Raw genomic sequence first — 17,220 nt, forward strand, 5'->3', positions numbered from 1 at the left:
CCGCTGATCAGCTAGTTCCAACGCAAGTCACGAAGGCCGGTCCACCACGGTGGGCCGGCCTTCGGCGTACAAAAGGGGAGTGACTACGGCGGCGGCCGCAGGGATGGCGAGCTCAGCCGACCGGTGTGAGGCGGAGGCGTTCGGCCAGTTCGTTGAAGATGTAGAAGTTGGGGATGGTGCTGACGGGGGCGAGGGACATCCACACGCCGGAGAGTTTGATGCGGATGTGGCCGCTGCGGGCGTCGATGAGTTGGATGTCTTCCCAGGACAGGGCTTCGCCGCGGAAGGTGAGGGCGTCGAGGGAGAGGGAGAGGTCGCCGAAGGGGACGGTTTCGCCGTTGTCGATGGCGGCTACCGCGGCGGGGAGTTGGGTTGCGGTGACGGCGGATTGGATGGCGCGGGCCCATTCGCGGGCGCGGGCGAAACCCTCTTCGTCGATGGTCGCTTCCACGCCGCCGGGGCCGGACAGTTCCAGCACGTAGGCGACGGGGGTGGTGTCGTGGAAGGGGATCTCCTGCTGACGCACTTCGGTACTGTCCCACCGGAATCCGGCCACGCGCTGACCCGAGCGGTAGACGGTGACGCCCTGGTCGAACAGGTCGATGCGGGCGGCGCGGTTCTGCCGGTTGATCACCCCGCGGTGCAGCGCGAGCAGGACGGGCGCGGCGGCGATCACGAGCAGTGCCACACCGCCTTGCCATCCGCCGACGGCCGCGACGATGATGCCGATGGTGGCGATACAGCCCGCGACGATGCCGCAGCCGCGCACGAAGGTGTCGTCGGCGGGGGTGGCGAGGAAGGTGTCACGGTGCGCGCCGAGATGCTGATACTCCGCCATCAGGTGTATCAGTTGGGTCAACGGCACCGCGTGCCGAGCATCGGCTACGTCCTCCGGCCTGTTCGGAGTGATCACTCGTCCCTCCATGAGGCGTTTTCATCCGCGGCGAAGCGTATGCGAACCGGCGGAATATTGCCACCGGTACGGAGCGGAAATTCTGGCCGCGACCGGGCGGAATGGCTCAGCCGATGGCGAAAGCGACGAAGAATCCTGCCGCAGTTGCCATTCCGACCCACCAGCCGCCTTCGCGGTAGGCCTCGGGGATGAGCGAGTCGGCCAGCACCGCGATCGTGGCGCCGCCCGCGAACGCTTGGACCGCGCTGATCGCGGTCGTGGAAACCGAGTCGGCGTAAGCGTTTCCCAGCACGGTCACCGCGACGAGCACCGCGGCCGTCACCGCCCAGAGCGCGAAGGTCCGGCCCGCCTCGAACCCGTGCTGCTCGCGCATGAGTACCGCCCCGCTGACCGCTTCGGGCACATTGCCCGCCGCGATGGCGACCACCAACACCAATCCTGCTCCGCCACTGAGGGATACACCCAGTGCGAGGTTCTCCGGCACGCCGTCGAGCACCGTCCCGAGCAGCAACGCCCAGCCGATGGCGGCGGGCCCCAGTTTGTTCTCGATGAGATGGTTGGCGACCACGTATATCCCCGCACCGGCGAACAGCGCGGTGCCGGCGAGCAGCGCACCGTCGCGGTGGAAGGCGGGTGCGAAGAGCTCCTCCGATATCGCCGCGATCATCGTGCCCGCGCCGAATGCCATCATCGCGGCGAGCACGGCTTTCGGCAGCGTCCACCGCAGCCCGACCGCCACCCCGATCAGCAGCGGGACCGCGGTACCGAGGCCGTACAGCAGGGCGGTAGACATGGCACGAGCCTATTCGGCCGTGCGTCGAGGACCGCGTCCGCGCCGACTAGGGTGGTTGACGTGTTGGTTGTGGACGAAGGCGAACCCACCGCACCGGCGATCGTGTTCCTGCACGGCATCCCCGGCTCGGTCGACTGGTTCGCCGCGGTCGCCGAGCGGATGGTCTCGACCTTCCGGGTGATCCGCGTGGACATGCACGACCTGGGCGCCGACGGCGACTTCAGCGTCGCGGCCCGCACCGCTCCGGTCATCGCACTCATGAACGAACTCGACCTCACCGACGTGACGGTGGTCGGCCACTCGTTCGGCGCCGAGATCGCGCTGGAACTGGCCGCTGCCTCGCACCGGGTGGCTCGCGTGGTGGTCGTGGGCCAGGCCCCGGACTACCGGGCCGCGAGCATCCCGACCGCCGCGCGATGGGTGGTCCGTCCGTGGTCGGTGCGCTTGGCGCAACGGTGGACACCCGGACCGGTGATCCGCCTGGCGAACCGTTCGGTCTTCGCGCCCCGATTCCGCTACGACTCGGCCCCCGGCCTGGCCGAAGCGCTGGTCCGCGACTTCCGCACCGCTCTTCCCGGCGGCCTCGCCTACGCGGTGGGTGGCCGTGCCGCCGACTTCGCGGCGGCCCCGCTCGACATCCGCGCGCAAGCTCTCGACCAGCCCGTCCTCGCCGTCCACGGTCGTCACGACAACCTCTACGACAGCACCGAGACCCTCGCCCGCTTCGCCGCGGCGGGCGCCGACACCCACCTGGTCGAACACGCGGGCCATTCGCCCCAGGTCGAGCAACCGGACGAGTTCGTCTCCGTGCTGGGCGAATTCATCAGATCCCACTGACGGCGGAAACCACGAACGTCCCCGGTGTGCCCTGCGCCCCCAGCGGTCCGCCCTTGTCGAACTGTGAGGAGACGATCAGCGCCTTCTCGCCCGAATGCACCATTGTCGTAGGAACATTCAGCGCGGGATCGTGGAATTCGCCGGTGCGGGTGGCGGTGGCGCCGTTGTCGGCGAGGGCCCAGCGGCTGATGGTGTTGTCGAGGTTGTGAACTATCCACAGGGTGTCCCCGCGCAGGTCCAAGCCGTCGCCGTGGCGCGCATCGCCACCGGTGAGCGCCATCTCGCGGATCGATTCCGGGCCGCCGGTGAGGTCGATGCGGTACAGCTCGGCCGCTGACATGGCGACGACGATCAGATACGTCCCGGCCGGGTCGGCGACAATTCCGTTGAGCTCGAACACCTTCGGGTCGCGCGGTCCGAGTGTGGCGGTCAGATCGTAGGCCACGGTCAGTTCGTCGCTGCCGGAACCGATGATCGCTCGGTAGACGACATTGCGCATGCTGTCGGTCAGGTAGGCGGATCCATCGGCCCCGAAATCGAGGTCGTTGACGAAATGTGGTGCGTCACCGGGCACGTGGAACTTCGCGAGGAGCGCACGTGACCCGGTGTCGTAAACACTCACGCCCACACCGGAATCGATCACCCACAGCCGGCCGTTTCGATCGACCTTCACGCCGTTCGCCGTCTTCCTGCCGTCGGCGCCCGCGGGCAGGAACACCTCCGCGCGCGAGGCGCCGGCCGACGCTCGATACACCGTTCCGTCCGAGAACGACCCGACATAGGTGTCACCGTTGCGCGCGTCCAAGCCGATGCCCTCGGGATATACGGCGTTGCCCGGCAGTTCGTAGGCCGTGCTCAGCGTGGGTGTGGCAGGCGAGGTCCCGCACGCGGTCAGGGCCAGGCACGCGGTGGCGACGGCGATGGTTCGCAACATAATGAAGCCTCTCAGTGATGTAACGCTGAACATCAAGCGATAGGCAGTAATGTAAATAAGGGTCGTTATGATCGTCAAGAGAGTTATGAAGTGATGGGCGGATATCATGCAACCCATGACGTCCATGCCCGCCGCCGAGAGGCTCGGCTCGTATATCAAGCGTGCCGAGCAAGCCCTGATCGCGACCAAGACGGCCGCGCTGAAACCGGCCGGGCTGACCGTTGCGCAGTACAGTGCGCTGTTGCACCTCGCGGAGAACCCCGGCATCTCGGCCGCGGCCCTGGCCCGGCTGGCGGGCGTCACCCCGCCGACGATGAACACCGTCCTGACCAACCTGCAGGAGCGCGGCCTGGTGGACCGGACACCGCACGAGTGGCACAAGAACGTGCTGGAAACCCGCCTGACCGAGGCGGGGCGCTCGGTGATGGCCGATGCCGACACCCGCGCGATCGCGGTGGAGCGCACACTGGCCGATCGATTCACCGAGGCCGAACTGGCGGCGGTGCAGGAACTGCTCACGCGCAGCGCGCAGGCACTCGACGAGATCCGCGACAGTCTGCCGTGACGAAAAAAGCCCGCCGGAAAGGTCCGGCGGGCTCAGGCGTTGATCGAGGTCAGCGCTCGGCGGCGACCTTCACCTTGCTCAGGGTCTCCCGCATCCCCGAGACCAGGTCGGCTTCGAACTTCTCCTCGCCGCCCATGGCGACCTTGATCGTTCCCCGCAGCCAGCCCGGCAGGCCCTTGGCGTCGACGGTGCGCGTCTCGACGACGCGGGTGCCGGTGGCGGTCGGCTCGAGCTCGTAGGCCCAGACCGTGCGGTTCTCGTTCATCCGGAACGCCAGCGCCTTGTTCGGCTCGAAGCGCACGATCCGCGAGGTGGTCGGGTAGACCTTCCAGCCCACCTTGTTGACGTTGACGGTGAAGGCGCCGTCGCGAACGCCACCGAGCGCGACCATCTTCAGGGTTGTCGGACTGAGCTCGGACATGCGGCGCAGATCGGCGAGTACCGACCAGACCTTCTCCGGCGGTGCGGCGATGTCGATGCTGGCTTCGAGAGTGTTCGGCAACGGTGCCTCCGGGTATGCGTGACGGGCTGTCACGCTCAGCATAGGCACCCCCATGGGGACCGGCCTCCGCCTGTAGGCGGATTTTTGCAGGCGGGCCGCAACCCGGGCACGGCGGCTGAGGTAGCGCAGAACCAACCGCGGCGCGCACAACACGGAGGCGAACCCCTCACGGCCGGACCCGTGTTCGAATTCCGCACCGCGATCACCGCAGGGGTGGACAAGGCCGTCGGACTCCCGGCGATCACCGGGCTCCCTCGGTTCCACGGCGGGTCGGTGACCGGAGGGCCCGCGCGGTAGGCGAGCCCGAAAGCAGGGATTGTCCGGGTCGCCGCGCCGCCACCGGTGTCCTGCGCCTCGGTCGGGTCGCCGAGCATCGGCAGCGCCACGTAGAGCTGTCCGGCGCCGAGAATCCCTACGGCACAGATTGTCGCGGCTGTTCTGCCTGTCGGCGCTCACCCCCGGCCCGTCGTTTCAGTAGTCGCCGACGGGCTCGAGCCCGCCGCTCAGCGGAGTGGTCATGGGAACAGGAGTACCGTGCCCAGCGCTCGCCGGCAATGATTTGTCGCACCGTGCGCTGATCCGAGTACGCCGTATTCGACTGTCCGGCAGTCACATCGGTTGCTATCGGATCCGCCGAGCTGGGCTCGCCGCGACGGTTACTTCCCGGTTCGGCGGATGCGAGTACCGCGCTTCGGTACACTCACGTTTCACATTGCGGTGGCCCCAGCGCGTCGATGACGTGTCGGCGATGCCGATATTCACGATCTCGTGCTGTCGACGGCTTCGTTCTCATGAGTGAATCGGCTCATGTCGGGTCTGCGCGCGCCCCGAGTTCCTTGGTCTTGTGTCCCATGACAAAAAATTCTAGAAAATTCCTTTAAAACACTCCCGCTTCACATTGTCACTGGGTATCGTCCGAGACGGCAAATGGCCAGTGACAACGAAGTCACAAAACATCGACTTGGAGTGACACATGCTTTACAACATCACTGATGACAGCAGCAACGGCAACCTCCTGACCCTGCTGCTCGGTCTGCTCACCAGCTCGCTGAGCACCGGTTCGGTGCAGGGCTCGGGCAACTGAGCCGTCTGTAGCCATCTTTCGGCTAACGCGCGGTTGGCCGATTGGGCAGCCGAAGGGCCTGATCCATGACGAGGGGATCAGGCCCTTCGGTATTGTCAGCGACAATGTCACAGGATGCGAATACGGGACGAATGTATGCCGGGCAACCCGTAGAGGACCGGCAACGCCAGCGGCGTGCGCGTTTTCTGGAGTCAGGCCTGACGGTCTTCGCGCGCGACGGGTATGCCAACAGTTCGGTCGGTGCGATCTGTAAGGACGCGGGACTATCGTCTCGACAGTTCTACGAGGAGTTCACCGGTCGCGAATCCCTGCTGCTGGAGCTGTACGAGCAGATCGACCGGCATTCGCGCGAGGCGGTGGCTACCGCGCTCGAGGACAAGTCCGAGGCGACCGTACTCGAGCAGATCGATGCGGCCGTGCGGGCCTACGTCGAGTCGATCGGCAACGATCCCCGCAAGGCGCGGGTGGCGCTGGTCGAGGTGGTCGGAGCAGGCCCCAAGGTCGAGAAGTTCCGCCTGGAACTGCGCCGCGTGTGGGGTTCGCTGCTGGCCAGCGCCGCCGAGGACGCGGCCATGCACGGCGAAATCCCGCCCGGCGACTACGAATTGCGAGTGCTCGCCATCATCGGCGCGGTGAACTACGTGGTCGACGGCTGGAGCGGCAGCGACCCGCGCCCGCCGCTCGACGAGGTGATCAAGGTGCTGAGCCGGGTGATCCTGGGCGCGGTCGGGGCTTGATGGCGCGGGTCGAGATCGTCCCGATCCAGGTACCCGACGGCAGCACCTTGCCGGTGCGGCTCATTCCCGCCACCGGCGCGCACCGGCATCCGGTCACCCCGGACGCCCCACGCGCGGTCGTGGTCATCGTCCCCGGCCTGGCCGTGCCCGGCGAGTTCTACGAGTATTTCGGACACCGGCTGGCCGCGTGTGGATTCGACGTCGCCATCGGCGAACTGCGTGGTCAGGGCGAGAGCACCCACCGTCCCGATGCCGAGAGCACCTACGGCTACCACGAATTGGTCTCGGTGGACTTCCCGGCGATGCTGGCCGCGGTGCGCAACCGATTCCCCGCCAGCACGCCGTACCTGCTCGGCCACAGCATGGGCGGGCAACTCGCGGCGATGTACGCGGCCCGGGTGCGCGGCAGACTCGGTGGCCTGATCCTGGTCGCTTCCGGCACGCCGTATTTCCGTGGGTATCGTGGGGTGTTCGGTCCTGGCGTACTGGTGGGCACCGCGGCGGTGGCGGTGGCGTCGAACCTGGCCGGGTTCTGGCCGGGGGACCTGCTCGGCAAGCGCGCCTACGGCAGGCAGTCCAAAGTTCTCATGTCGGACTGGGCCAGGTTGGCGCGTACCGGGCGCTTCGTGCCCGTCGGCGCCGATATCGACTACGACGAGCGGATGTCGCGGCTGAAGTTCCCGGTGCTGTCGATCACCGTCGCCGGTGACGACATGGCCCCGCAGACCTCCGCGGATCACCTGCTGGGCAAGCTGCCCGGCACACAGGTCACCCGGTGGTTCCAGCCGGAGGCCCTCGGGCACAACGGCTGGATCACCAATCCGGACTCCACCGTCGACGCGGTGGAGAAGTGGTTGCGCGACCGCTGACCCTCAGGCCGAGCGGCGTCCCTCGATCAGCATCTGGATGAAGAACTCGTAGACCAGTGCGGACAGGTACGCCGACTGCTTGTTGTCGGCGGCGCCGCCGTGACCGCCCTCGATGTTCTCGTAGTACCAGACGGTGCGATTCTGGGACTCCAGGAGCGCGGCCATCTTTCGCGCGTGCCCGGGATGGACCCGGTCGTCGCGGGTGGAGGTGGCCAGCAGGATCGGCGGGTACTGCTTGCCGGTGTCGGTGTTCTGATACGGCGAGTACTCGCTGATGTAGGCCCACTCCTGCGGCTTGTCCGGGTCGCCGTATTCGGCGACCCACGACGCGCCCGCCAGCAGCAGGTGGTAGCGCTTCATGTCCAGCAGCGGCACCTGGCAGACGATGGCGCCGAACAGTTCCGGGTAGCGGGTGAGCATCACGCCCATCAGCAGACCGCCGTTGCTTCCGCCGATCGCACCGAGCCGATCGGGGGTGGTGACCCTGCGGGCGACCAGGTCGCGGGCGACCGCGGCGAAGTCCTCGTAGGCGCGGTGGCGGTGCTCTTTCAGTGCGGCCGTGTGCCATTCGGGGCCGTACTCACCGCCGCCGCGGATGTTGGTCATCACGTAGGTGCCGCCGCGTTCGAGCCAGTTCATGCCCGCCGAGCCGAGATAGGCCGGGGTCTTCGAGATTTCGAAGCCGCCGTAGCCGTTCATGATCGTCGGGCCCGGTGTGCCGCGCCGGTCGCGATGGCGGATCACGAAGTAGGGCACCGCGGTTCCGTCGTCGGAGGTGGCGAAGAACTGTTCGGTCTCGATGCCGGTGGCGTCGAAATAGCCGGGAGCCTGCTTCAAGGTCACCGCGGTATCGCCGATCGCGCTGCTGAGCAACGTGGTCGGCGTGGTGAAACCGGTGGTGGTGAGCATGAACTCGTCGCCGCCCTCGAGCGGGTCGAGGTTGGCCACCGAGGTGGACGACATGGCGGGGGAGTCGGCGAGCTCGCTGCTCGCCCAGCCGTCCGGGCCGGGGGTGAGCACGCGGAATCCGGTCTGCACATCGTGCAGGGTGGTCAGGATCAGGTGGTTCTCGGTCCATCCCCACGATTCCAGTGAGGTGTGGGGATCCGGGGCGAAGAGGACTTCGAATTCCCGCGCACCCGCGAGGAATTCGTTCAGATCGGTGACCAGCAGGCTGCCGGGAGCGAAGGTGGTCTCGCCCGGTGTCCACTCGGTCTTCAAGCGCACCAGCAACCAGTCGCGGTACCAGTCCACGTCCGCGTCGGTGGGGGTCTCGATCAGCCGCCATTCGCCGTCGTCGAGCAGCGACACCTCGCTGTTGAAGAAGTCCGTCGACCGGTGCAGGTAGTGCCGCTCGTAGCCGGGGTGACGGTCGTATCCGGCGCCGATCGACACGTCGCTCGACTTGCCCTCGAACACCGTTTCGGCAGCGGACAATGCGGTGCCACGATGCCAGCGCTTGGCGATGCGCGGGTATCCGGAATCGGTGAGTGATCCCGGCCCGAAATCGGTGCCGATGTAGACGGTGTCGGCATCGATCCAGCCGATCCGCGACTTCGCCTCCGCGACGAAGAACCCGCCGTCCTCGGGGGCGATGAATTGCCGTGTGGTCAGGTCGAATTCGCGCTCGACGGTCGCGTCGGCGCCGCCACGGGACAGGTGGATGATCGCGCGCTCCTGCGACGGCCGCAGGACCGCGGCGCCCGCCCACACCCAGTTCTCCCCGTCGGCCTCGGCCAGCGCGTCGACGTCGATCAGCACATCCCACTCGGGGGTCTCGGTGGCGTAGGACTCGAACGTGGTCCGCCGCCACAACCCGCGCTGGTGCTCGGCATCACGCCAGAAGTTGTACAGCCACGGCCCCCGCCTGCCGGGATAGGCGATCTTGGTGTCGTCGTCGAGCATCGCCAGTACGCGACGCTCCATCTCGGCGAATCGGTCGGTCGCCGCGAACCGCCGCCCCACCACGTCGTTGCGGGCGCGCGCCCAGTCCAGCGCGCCCTCGTCGGTCACGTCCTCGAGCCAGAGATAGGGATCGGTCACGTTTTCTTCAACGCCGCTCATCCTCACATTGTTGCCGATGTGCGGATTCGCCTGTCGGGCGCGCTGCGACCCGCGCCGATGTCAGGCGCGTGCGGTCACCAGTAGTGGGCGACATCGACGACCACGCGGCCCGGGTCGTCGAGGGTGCTCACGCGGAACGGGAGGCGGGCGCGGACGCCGAGGCCGAAGGTGGTCCGGCCTTCGAAGGAGCCGGCGAACGCGACTTGGCGGAAGGTCGGATAGCCGCTCGTCGAGAGCAGGTCGGTGCGGTTCGACGGGTTGTAGGTGCTGTTGCCCGCGTTGTCGTAGGCGGGGGCGAGGACCGCGATCTGGAGGAAGGCGCCGCCACGGAGCGGGACGGTCGCGCCGGAACCGTCCTGGGTGACGGTGCCGACGTACCCGACGCGGTAACCGGCGACAGGACCGGACAGGTCGATGACGAGTCGGTCGAAGCACTCGTGGCGGCCCGCGCGGACATCGGCGACGGTGGCGGTGGAGTAGTTCGAGGACGTCTTGTCCTGTGAACCCCAGGCGAGTCCGCAGTAGGACGGGGTGGCGGCCGCGGGCAGGGTCGAGAGGCCGACGCAGGCGGCGAGGGTGGCGAGCAGGACGAGGAAGCGACGCATGTCGCACCGCCTTTGATCTGGGGCCTTACGGGCTAGCGGAGCAGTACCGATGTATCGAACGGATCAGACGTCGCGTTAGCGTCGGTCCGGTGTCGAATGCGCCGCGAAACGTAGGATCGCAGGTCACGAGTCAACCGGAGGTGGATGTGTTCCTGTGGGAGCAGCACTGCTGTCTGCCGTTGCGGCACACGGCGCGGATCGCCGAACTGGCTCGGTATCCGCTGGGGTCGTATCTGTCGGTGAACGTCGGGTATTCGGCGCAGACCAAGGACGATTCGCTGGCCCTGCTGCACCGGTTCCGGGACGACGCGGGGGCGGATCCGCGGTTTCGGCTGGTGGATCGGGTAGGCGATATCGGCGCGCCGCAGGTGATCTCGCTGGCCTTCGATCTGGAGGATTCCGGGCCGCTCGACGGCGATCTCGACAATGTGGAGCTGTTCTACGACCTCGGCGTGCGTTCGCTGCTGCCCACCTACAACCATGCGAACGCGGCGGGTTGCGGTTGCCTCGACACCGACGACACCGGGCTTACCGGGTACGGAAAAGACTTGGTGCGCAAGCTCAACGAGGTCGGGATGTTCGCCGACGGCTCGCACTGCTCGCGCCGCACCGGGCTCGACATCGCCACACACACCGCGGTCCCGATGATCTACAGCCACTCCAATTTCGCCGCGCTGTGGGAGCATCCGCGCAACATCACCGATGAGCAGGCGCGAGCGTGTGCCGCCACGGGCGGGGTGATCGGCGTGAACGGCGTCGGCATCTTCCTCGGCCGCAACGAGCCCGCCGCGCGCGCCGAGCGGGTCACCGCGATCGCCGACCACATCAGGTACGGCGTCGATCTGGTCGGGATCGACCACATCGGGATCGGGTCGGACTATTCGTTCGACGGTCAGGAGTTCAACGACGAGATCCGCGACAACCCCGGTGCGTTCTCCGAGTCCTACACGAAGTGGGGCCCGCTCCAGTGGACCCCGCCCGAGGACCTTCTCGGTGAATCCGAGGTGCCGGGCTTGGACGAGCTCCTCGCCGCCCGTGGGTTCACGCCCACCGAGCGCGCGGCGATCTTCGGCGGCAACTTCGCCCGGGCAGCGAGCCACGTCTGGCGTGAATGACGATCGCCCCGCCGGACCGGGTTCGGTGCGCGGCGGGGCGTTGCGGCTGTCGCTCAGGCGAGGCGGACGAGCATTTTGCCGGTGTTGGCGCCGGTGAGGACGCCGAGGAAGGCGGCGGGGGCCTGGTCGAGGCCCTCGTAGACGGTTTCGGTGGTGGTCAGGGTGCCGTCGGCGAGCCAGCCCGCGGCCTTGGCGATGTACTCGCCGAAGATCGGGAAGTAGCTGGTCACCAGCATGCCGCGCAGGGTGATCTCCTTCGTCGCCGCGAGGTAGAGGTCAGGGGTCTGCTGGGCGGTGGTGCCGTTGTAGCCGCTGATCGCGCCGACCAGGGCGACCCGGCCGTGCTGGTTGAGCGCCTCGATGGCGACCTTCAGGTGCTCGCCGCCGACGCTGTCGAGGTAGACGTCGACGCCGTCGGGTGCGGCGGCCGTGAGCTGACCGCCGAGATCACCGGCGCGGTAGTCGATCGCCGCGTCGAAACCGAACTCCTCGAGCAGCTTTCGGGTCTTGACGGGGCCGCCGGCCGAGCCGATCACCCGCTTCGCGCCGAGCGCCTTGGCGATCTGGCCCGCCACGCTGCCCACCGCTCCCGCCGCGGCCGAGATGAACACGGTGTCACCGGGCTTGACCTGGGCGACGTCGGTGAGTGCGGCGTAGGCGGTGAGGCCGGTGGTGCCGAGCACGCTCAGGAAGTGCTGCGGCGCCGCGAGTTCCGGGTCGATCGGGGTGGCGGTCGCGGCGTCGACGATGGCGTGTTCGCGCCAGCCCGCGAAGTGCGAGACCGTCGCGCCGACCGCGATATCGGCCGAGCGGGAGGCGATCACCTCACCGACGGCGGAACCGTCCAGGGCCGCACCGAGTTCGAACGGCGGGATGTAGGAAGCCTTGTCGTCCATCCGGCCGCGCATGTACGGGTCGACCGACATCCAGGTGTTGCGGACCAGGATCTGGCCCTCGGCGAGCTCCGGCAGTTCCCGTTCGACGAGGGCGAAATCGCCGGCGACCGGGGCGCCGTTCGGGCGGGCGGCGAGGTGGATCTCGCGGGTGCGGGTGGGCAGTGCGCGGGTGGCCGTGTTCGACATGATCGAGCCTTCTTTCGAGGTCAGCCGGTGTTTCTCGCCGGTGATGACTACGTTATGGCGGCCGCGTTCGCCTTCCCAGGTCCGCGCACGCCACCGCCCGGTCCGTTCACGACAGACCGGGCGGTGGTGGTTTCTCCTAGTCGGCGACGGGCGCCGGCACCAGCACGGCCGAGCGCTTGCGCGCCACGAACTTCTCGTAGAGGAAGAAGTACCCCTTCACGTACTGCCCCACGAGGATCGCGTTGACGATCGTGCCCTCGCGAATGAAATGCGGTGCGCCGAGGAACAGCAGGCCGATGCCCGCCGACAGCGCCAGCAGGGTGCAGTCGAACATCGTCTTGATGTTCCCCCACTTCCGGCCGGTCTTCTGCTGGATCGTGTTCACGAACAGATCGATCGGCATCAGGATCAGGTTCGCGCGGATCATCATGAACAGGCCGAGGGCCAGCATCGCGTCGGCGAAGACCAGCAGAACAACGTTGGCCGCGTACGGCTCGAGGTGGATCCACTCGGTGAGCCACAGGTTGACGTCGAGCAGCAGTGCCAGGACCAGCGCCGGAATCATCGAGAGCAGGTAGCCGGCCTTGAAGGCCTTCGGTCTGACCAGGAAGGTCAGCCCGAGCATGATGACCTCGAGGATGAGGTTGTAGTTGCCCTGGCTCAGCGGCGTGAACACCAGCGTCATCGTGCGGGTGAGGCTGCTCTGCGGGGAGATGCCGATCCCGGCCCTGATGGCGAGGCTGAGACCGAGCGTGAGGATATAGATTCCGGCGACGTAGGTGATCCAGCGGCGGACCTTGTTTCCGTTGTCGATGACTGCCGCGTCGGTGTCGTGTTGCATAGCGGTGGATCCCTTGCTCTGGTAGCCGAGGCTATTTCATGAAGCCGAAGCGATCGAGCGAGATGAACAGGGTGAGTAGCTTGTTGACGACCGGCTCACCTTCGTTGTGGTTGCCCAGCTTCGCCAGCGCGTCGTCGATCGAGCGGGTCGCCTCGACGAGTTCGGCGAGGTCCATATCGGCCATCACCCCGTAGAAGTCCAGCGGCAGAACGGCTTTCACCTGCGCGTCCTCGGTCACGACGCAGCCGCCGACCAGACCGTCCAAGTGCCGGAGGTTCTCGCGCATCTCGGTACTGTCGCTGCCGACGACCACGAAGTAGGCCGCCGGAGCGGGCCAGAAGGTCGAGACCGCGCCGCGGTCGAGCGAAACGCCTGTGAACAGCGCGTTGACTATGTGGCGCTGCCCGTCGGCGTAGCGCTGCACGACCGAGATCCGGTTGAGTCGCACGCCGTCGTACTCGGGGACGACAACGCCGTCGCGCACCGGAACCCAGACCTCCTGCGCGAACTTGAGATGCCCGCGCCCGTACACGTCGAAAAGCAGTACTTTCGCCCGCGTGCCGTCGTCGGAGACCTCGATCGGGGTGAGCTCGAGTTGCTCGGCGCGCAGGTCGCCGAGGCCGGGCCGGGGCTGCTTGGCCAGGACCGAGTAGTCGATGCCGACCGGCTCGAGCAGGCGACGGTCCTTGGCGACGAGCTTGCCGCCCTTGAACACATAGCGGGGGTTGATCTTGGACAGGCTGTCGGTCAGCACGATGTCGGCAAATCTGCCCGGGCTCAGCGAACCGAGGTCGCGGTCCTTGTGGAAAGAGCGCGCGGTGTAGAGCGTGCCCATCTTGATCGCCTGGATCGGCGGCATGCCCATCTCGACGGCCAGCGAGATGACCCAGTCGATATGGCCTTGCCGCAGCACCCGATCCACCGAGATATTGTCGGCGCACAGCTGGAAGTTCTCGGCGGGCCAGCGGCGTTTCACGATGGCGCGCAGCATCGTTCGAATAACCTCGGGACTGCCGACACCGAATTTGATCTGGGTGTTGAGCCCGTAGCGGATGCTCTTCTCGATATCGTCTTCGTTCCAGACGTCATGGTTGTTGTCGACGCCGATGGCGGGCATGTAATTCAGCAGCATGTCCGACAGTGAGGTGACGCCCCAGTGGCAGTTCACGAATCCCGCGTTCGCACGTCCGAGCGCGGACTTGCGGAAATCGTCGGCGTTGCCGGTCATATAGGACAGGTGGGCCAGTTCGCCGAGGCCGATCACCGGATCCATCGCCAGCATGGCCTCGGTGACCTCGGGTGAGGTCTTCTTTCCCGGTGCGAAGGCATAGAGCCGGTACGGCAGCTTCTCGTGGTCGGCGAACAGCGCACGGGCGGCGTCGATGGCTTCTTCCCCTGCGGCACTGGCGAAATCGAGCGTTTCCCCGAAAACGGTGGTCGTTCCGCTCGGCACGATCGCCTCGCCGAATGCCGCCGGATGCGCGAGCTGGGATTCGAAGTGCAGATGCGCGTCGATCAGGCCCGGAATCGCGTAAAGACCCTCGCCGTCGAAGGATTCGCGGTAGCGCACGATCGATTCGTCGGGATCGAGGGCGATGATGCGCTCACCGTGGACCAAGAGCGAACCGGGGTAAACGGATTCGGTGTGCACATCGACGATATGCAGATTGCGCAGCAGCAGGTCGGCTTCTTGCTCCCCTTCCAAGATGCCGAAGATCATCCGTACGTGGTCATCTTGGGCGGCGACCTCGGTGATGTCGTCGGTCGTCGAATTCTGCTGGGCCATGGTGGTCCTCACTTCGAAAATTCACTGTTGCTTGCCTGTATTGATTGGACGCGACAAACACCGTTGCCCACAAGCATGCGTTTTCGCACGAGGTGTACTAAATTTTCGTACAGTTCCGAGGAGGAGGTGCGTGGTGCTCCATTCGCGATTGCTGCAGTACATCGACGAGGTGGCGCGTCTCGGGTCCATCCGCGCGGCCGGTGCCCGCCTTCACGTGGCGCCCTCGGCGATCAACCGCCAGATTCTGCTGTTCGAGGCCGAACTCGAACAGCCGCTGTTCGAGCGCTTGCCCCGCGGCATGCGCCTGACCCCGGCGGGTGAGGCGCTGCTCGCGCACATCCGGCAGACGCTGCGGCAATACCGGGAAACGGTGGCCGATATCCGCGATCTGCGTGCACTCGGCAGCGGTGAGGTCGTGATCGCCACGATGACCGGCCTGGCCAGCAGCGTCGTGGCCACCGCCGCGGCGACGTTTCGCACCCGTCATCCGCAGGTCAGGATATCGATCCGCACCATGTCGACCCTCGATATCGTGCAGGCGGTCGAGAACAGCGAGGCCGACCTCGGTCTCGGTTTCAATATCCCGTCCTCGACGCAGCTCGAGACCTACTGGCGGATCAACACCCGGCTCGGAGTCGTTGTCTCCCCGCACCATCCGCTGGCGGCCATGGACACGGTTCCGCTCGCGCAGTGCACGCCGTTTCCGCTGATCTTCGCCGATCGCTCGATGGTGATCCACGGCATCGTCGCCGAGGCTTTCGCGAAAGCCGATCTCGATATCCAGCCCGCGTTCCACACCAACTCGATCGAGACCATGAAGCGGCTCGCGACGTCCGGCGAGGCCATCGCCTTCCTCAGCGAGTTCGACATCGCCGAGGAACTGCGCGACGGTCGTCTGGCCTTCCGGCCGGTGCGCGATGCCTTCAGCGACAACGTCATCTCCCTCGTGCGGCGCGAGAAACACGGTCACGGCCTGGCCGGCCTGCTGCTCGCCGACGAGATCGTGGGAGCGCTACGGCCCGGTGAGCGCGACTAGCGGGTCGCGGTGGGTGAGGTGCCCGTCCAGCGGTGGAAGGCCTTGCGCAGCGCTCGGTCGTCGGTGAAGGCGAGACGGTCGGCGACGGTGGCTGTGCTGTGTCCCTGGTCCAGCAGGGTTTTCGCCCGTTCGTGACGGAGCAGGTCGAGTTCGTCGCGCCAGGATGTGCCGTGTTCGGCGAGGTGTCGCTGCAGGGTGCGCTGGCTCATGGCAAGGCTTTTCGCGACGCGGGGCAGGGCCGGGTCGCCCGCGTCCAGTGCCGCGCCGAGGGCGATGCGAAAGGCGTCGAGGGGGTCGGCGATCGGGCGGGCGGAGGCCAGGACCAGGTCGGCGTGGCTGCGCATCAAGTCGGCCAGCATCGGATCCGCGCGGGTGAGCGGTGTGTTGGCGTCGTCGGCATGGAAGGTGATCGCGTCCGCCTCGGCGTCGAATTCGATGTCGGCGGTACCGAAGACGGCGACGAGTCCGGTGTGGTCGGCCGGTGCGGGGTGGCCGAAGCTCACCCGGGTCGGCACGAGTGGTCGGCCGGTCGCTTCGCGCGCGCGGCGCAGGTAGTAGGCGAGCACGTACTCGTTGACCACCGAGGCCACCACCGGATCGCTGGCCGACGTGCGATAGCCGATGGTGAGATCTCCGGCGCCGGACAGGTCGAAACCCTCGGTGGCCGCGGTGACCAGGCGGTGGTAGGGCTGCGCCGCGCGCAGCGAATCCGTCAGCGTCGCACCGGTTGTCACCAGATAGTCCCAGGTGTTCAGCGAGCCCAGTGGTGCGGCGGCGGCGATCGCGGCCCCCGATCCGGCGCCGGGTCGCGCCTGCGCGATCAATTCCCACAATCGCAGCAGCGAACCCATCGGGATCCGATTGAGCTCGCCGCGCAGACTCACCTCGTCGATACCGGACACCCGGGCCAGCTGGTCCTCGGCCGCGCCCGCCGCCCTGGCCGCCTGAACGAGCAGCCGGACGAGATGGGTCGAGGCCGTGCCGTCGAGCCGGCTACCGATTCCCTCCGCCGACGCACCACCGCTCACCGGACCGACAGTACTGGGCGCGGTGGTGAGCGGTGGCGGGCCGACGTTGTGTTCAGGCCGAGGTTTCGATGGTCAGGCCCGCGTCGGACCAGTCCTGGATGCCCTCGCGGTACTTGCGAATGTTGGTGTAGCCCAGTGCTTCCAGCTTCATCGCGACGGCCTCGCTGTTGCCGCACGCCGCGTTCGAGCAGTAGGTCACGATGGCAGCGTCGCGGTCGGGGAGCAGGTCGGCGGCGCGGTCGGCGACCTCGTCCCCGGTCAGGTTCAGCGCACCTGGCAGGTGGGCTTTCGCGTAGTACTCGGGGCCGAGGGCGTCGAGCACGATCACGCTGTTCGCCGCGATTTCCGCGGCCAGTTCGTCGCGGGTGATGAGTGCGGTCATGGGTTCACCTCATGTCGTTCGAAAGAATTTGTGTGCGTGCACACGCT

The 17,220-nt window shown here is 67.0% G+C and carries 17 protein-coding genes; 6 read left to right on the top strand and 11 right to left on the bottom strand.

Annotated elements, in window-relative coordinates; all coding sequences use genetic code 11:
* Positions 1–112 precede the first annotated feature (112 nt).
* Entirely contained in the window at positions 113–913 is an 801-nt protein-coding gene (locus ACFVJ5_RS23030; protein ID WP_379222945.1) for a DUF6585 family protein, read from the bottom strand.
* Positions 914–1,019: 106 nt separating this feature from the next.
* Positions 1,020–1,706 (bottom strand): ZIP family metal transporter, encoded by a 687-nt coding sequence (locus ACFVJ5_RS23035; protein ID WP_379222947.1) that lies wholly within the window; start codon positions 1,704–1,706, stop codon positions 1,020–1,022.
* 60 nt (positions 1,707–1,766) lie between these two features.
* On the opposite strand from ACFVJ5_RS23035, the gene ACFVJ5_RS23040 reads away from it, so the two are divergent.
* Positions 1,767–2,543 (top strand): alpha/beta fold hydrolase, encoded by a 777-nt coding sequence (locus ACFVJ5_RS23040; protein WP_379222949.1) that lies wholly within the window; start codon positions 1,767–1,769, stop codon positions 2,541–2,543.
* Here ACFVJ5_RS23040 and ACFVJ5_RS23045 read toward each other — a convergent pair.
* Positions 2,530–3,477, bottom strand: a complete 948-nt coding sequence (locus tag ACFVJ5_RS23045; protein WP_379222951.1) for an SMP-30/gluconolactonase/LRE family protein — start codon at positions 3,475–3,477, stop codon at positions 2,530–2,532. The two genes, ACFVJ5_RS23040 and ACFVJ5_RS23045, sit on opposite strands and share 14 nt — an antisense overlap.
* Before the next feature lie 115 nt (positions 3,478–3,592).
* Here ACFVJ5_RS23045 and ACFVJ5_RS23050 point away from each other — a divergent pair, with 115 nt between their 5' ends.
* A complete protein-coding gene (locus ACFVJ5_RS23050; protein WP_379222952.1) occupies positions 3,593–4,042 on the top strand; it encodes a MarR family winged helix-turn-helix transcriptional regulator in 450 nt (149 codons plus the stop codon).
* 49 nt (positions 4,043–4,091) lie between these two features.
* On the opposite strand, the gene ACFVJ5_RS23055 is transcribed toward ACFVJ5_RS23050, so the two are convergent.
* The gene (locus ACFVJ5_RS23055; RefSeq protein WP_379223385.1) at positions 4,092–4,544 is read right to left on the bottom strand and encodes an SRPBCC family protein; all 453 of its coding nucleotides are present in this window, start codon (positions 4,542–4,544) and stop codon (positions 4,092–4,094) included.
* A 1,188-nt stretch (positions 4,545–5,732) separates the two neighbouring features.
* Between ACFVJ5_RS23055 and ACFVJ5_RS23060 the strand changes: the two genes are divergently transcribed.
* Together ACFVJ5_RS23060 and ACFVJ5_RS23065 are read left to right on the top strand one after the other, a co-directional pair.
* Positions 5,733–6,365: a TetR/AcrR family transcriptional regulator gene (locus ACFVJ5_RS23060; RefSeq protein ID WP_378916482.1), complete on the top strand. Its 633-nt coding sequence runs from the start codon at positions 5,733–5,735 to the stop codon at positions 6,363–6,365.
* Positions 6,365–7,234, top strand: a complete 870-nt coding sequence (locus tag ACFVJ5_RS23065) for an alpha/beta fold hydrolase (protein ID WP_379222954.1) — start codon at positions 6,365–6,367, stop codon at positions 7,232–7,234. The genes ACFVJ5_RS23060 and ACFVJ5_RS23065 overlap by 1 nt, the downstream gene beginning before the upstream one ends.
* A 3-nt stretch (positions 7,235–7,237) precedes the next feature.
* Here ACFVJ5_RS23065 and ACFVJ5_RS23070 read toward each other — a convergent pair whose 3' ends face one another.
* Positions 7,238–9,298, bottom strand: a complete 2,061-nt coding sequence (locus ACFVJ5_RS23070) for a prolyl oligopeptidase family protein (protein WP_379222956.1) — start codon at positions 9,296–9,298, stop codon at positions 7,238–7,240.
* Positions 9,299–9,372: 74 nt separating this feature from the next.
* Positions 9,373–9,903 (bottom strand): hypothetical protein, encoded by a 531-nt coding sequence (locus ACFVJ5_RS23075; protein WP_379222958.1) that lies wholly within the window; start codon positions 9,901–9,903, stop codon positions 9,373–9,375.
* A 140-nt stretch (positions 9,904–10,043) separates the two neighbouring features.
* On the opposite strand from ACFVJ5_RS23075, the gene ACFVJ5_RS23080 reads away from it, so the two are divergent.
* Entirely contained in the window at positions 10,044–11,018 is a 975-nt protein-coding gene (locus ACFVJ5_RS23080; protein ID WP_379222959.1) for a dipeptidase, read from the top strand.
* 53 nt (positions 11,019–11,071) lie between these two features.
* Here the strand turns inward: ACFVJ5_RS23080 and ACFVJ5_RS23085 are convergent, their stop codons facing one another.
* From ACFVJ5_RS23085 to ACFVJ5_RS23095, 3 genes are all read right to left on the bottom strand, one after another.
* A complete protein-coding gene (locus tag ACFVJ5_RS23085) occupies positions 11,072–12,100 on the bottom strand; it encodes an NADP-dependent oxidoreductase (protein WP_379222961.1) in 1,029 nt (342 codons plus the stop codon).
* A gap of 136 nt (positions 12,101–12,236) precedes the next feature.
* Positions 12,237–12,941, bottom strand: coding sequence for a YitT family protein (locus tag ACFVJ5_RS23090; protein ID WP_379222963.1), 705 nt, complete (start codon positions 12,939–12,941; stop codon positions 12,237–12,239).
* Between the two features lie 31 nt (positions 12,942–12,972).
* On the bottom strand, positions 12,973–14,739 hold the full coding sequence (locus ACFVJ5_RS23095) for an adenine deaminase C-terminal domain-containing protein (protein ID WP_379222965.1): 1,767 nt from the start codon (positions 14,737–14,739) through the stop codon (positions 12,973–12,975).
* 118 nt (positions 14,740–14,857) lie between these two features.
* Here ACFVJ5_RS23095 and ACFVJ5_RS23100 point away from each other — a divergent pair, with 118 nt between their 5' ends.
* Positions 14,858–15,763 (top strand): LysR family transcriptional regulator, encoded by a 906-nt coding sequence (locus ACFVJ5_RS23100; protein WP_379222967.1) that lies wholly within the window; start codon positions 14,858–14,860, stop codon positions 15,761–15,763.
* On the opposite strand, the gene ACFVJ5_RS23105 is transcribed toward ACFVJ5_RS23100, so the two are convergent.
* Both ACFVJ5_RS23105 and ACFVJ5_RS23110 read right to left on the bottom strand, forming a co-directional pair.
* A complete protein-coding gene (locus ACFVJ5_RS23105) occupies positions 15,760–16,791 on the bottom strand; it encodes an AraC family transcriptional regulator ligand-binding domain-containing protein (protein ID WP_379222969.1) in 1,032 nt (343 codons plus the stop codon). The two genes, ACFVJ5_RS23100 and ACFVJ5_RS23105, sit on opposite strands and share 4 nt — an antisense overlap.
* A gap of 52 nt (positions 16,792–16,843) precedes the next feature.
* Positions 16,844–17,173 (bottom strand): rhodanese-like domain-containing protein, encoded by a 330-nt coding sequence (locus ACFVJ5_RS23110; protein WP_379222971.1) that lies wholly within the window; start codon positions 17,171–17,173, stop codon positions 16,844–16,846.
* Positions 17,174–17,220: the final 47 nt, after the last annotated feature.

This window comes from Nocardia sp. NPDC127606, assembly GCF_042671725.1.
Taxonomy (GTDB): Bacteria; Actinomycetota; Actinomycetes; order Mycobacteriales; family Mycobacteriaceae; genus Nocardia.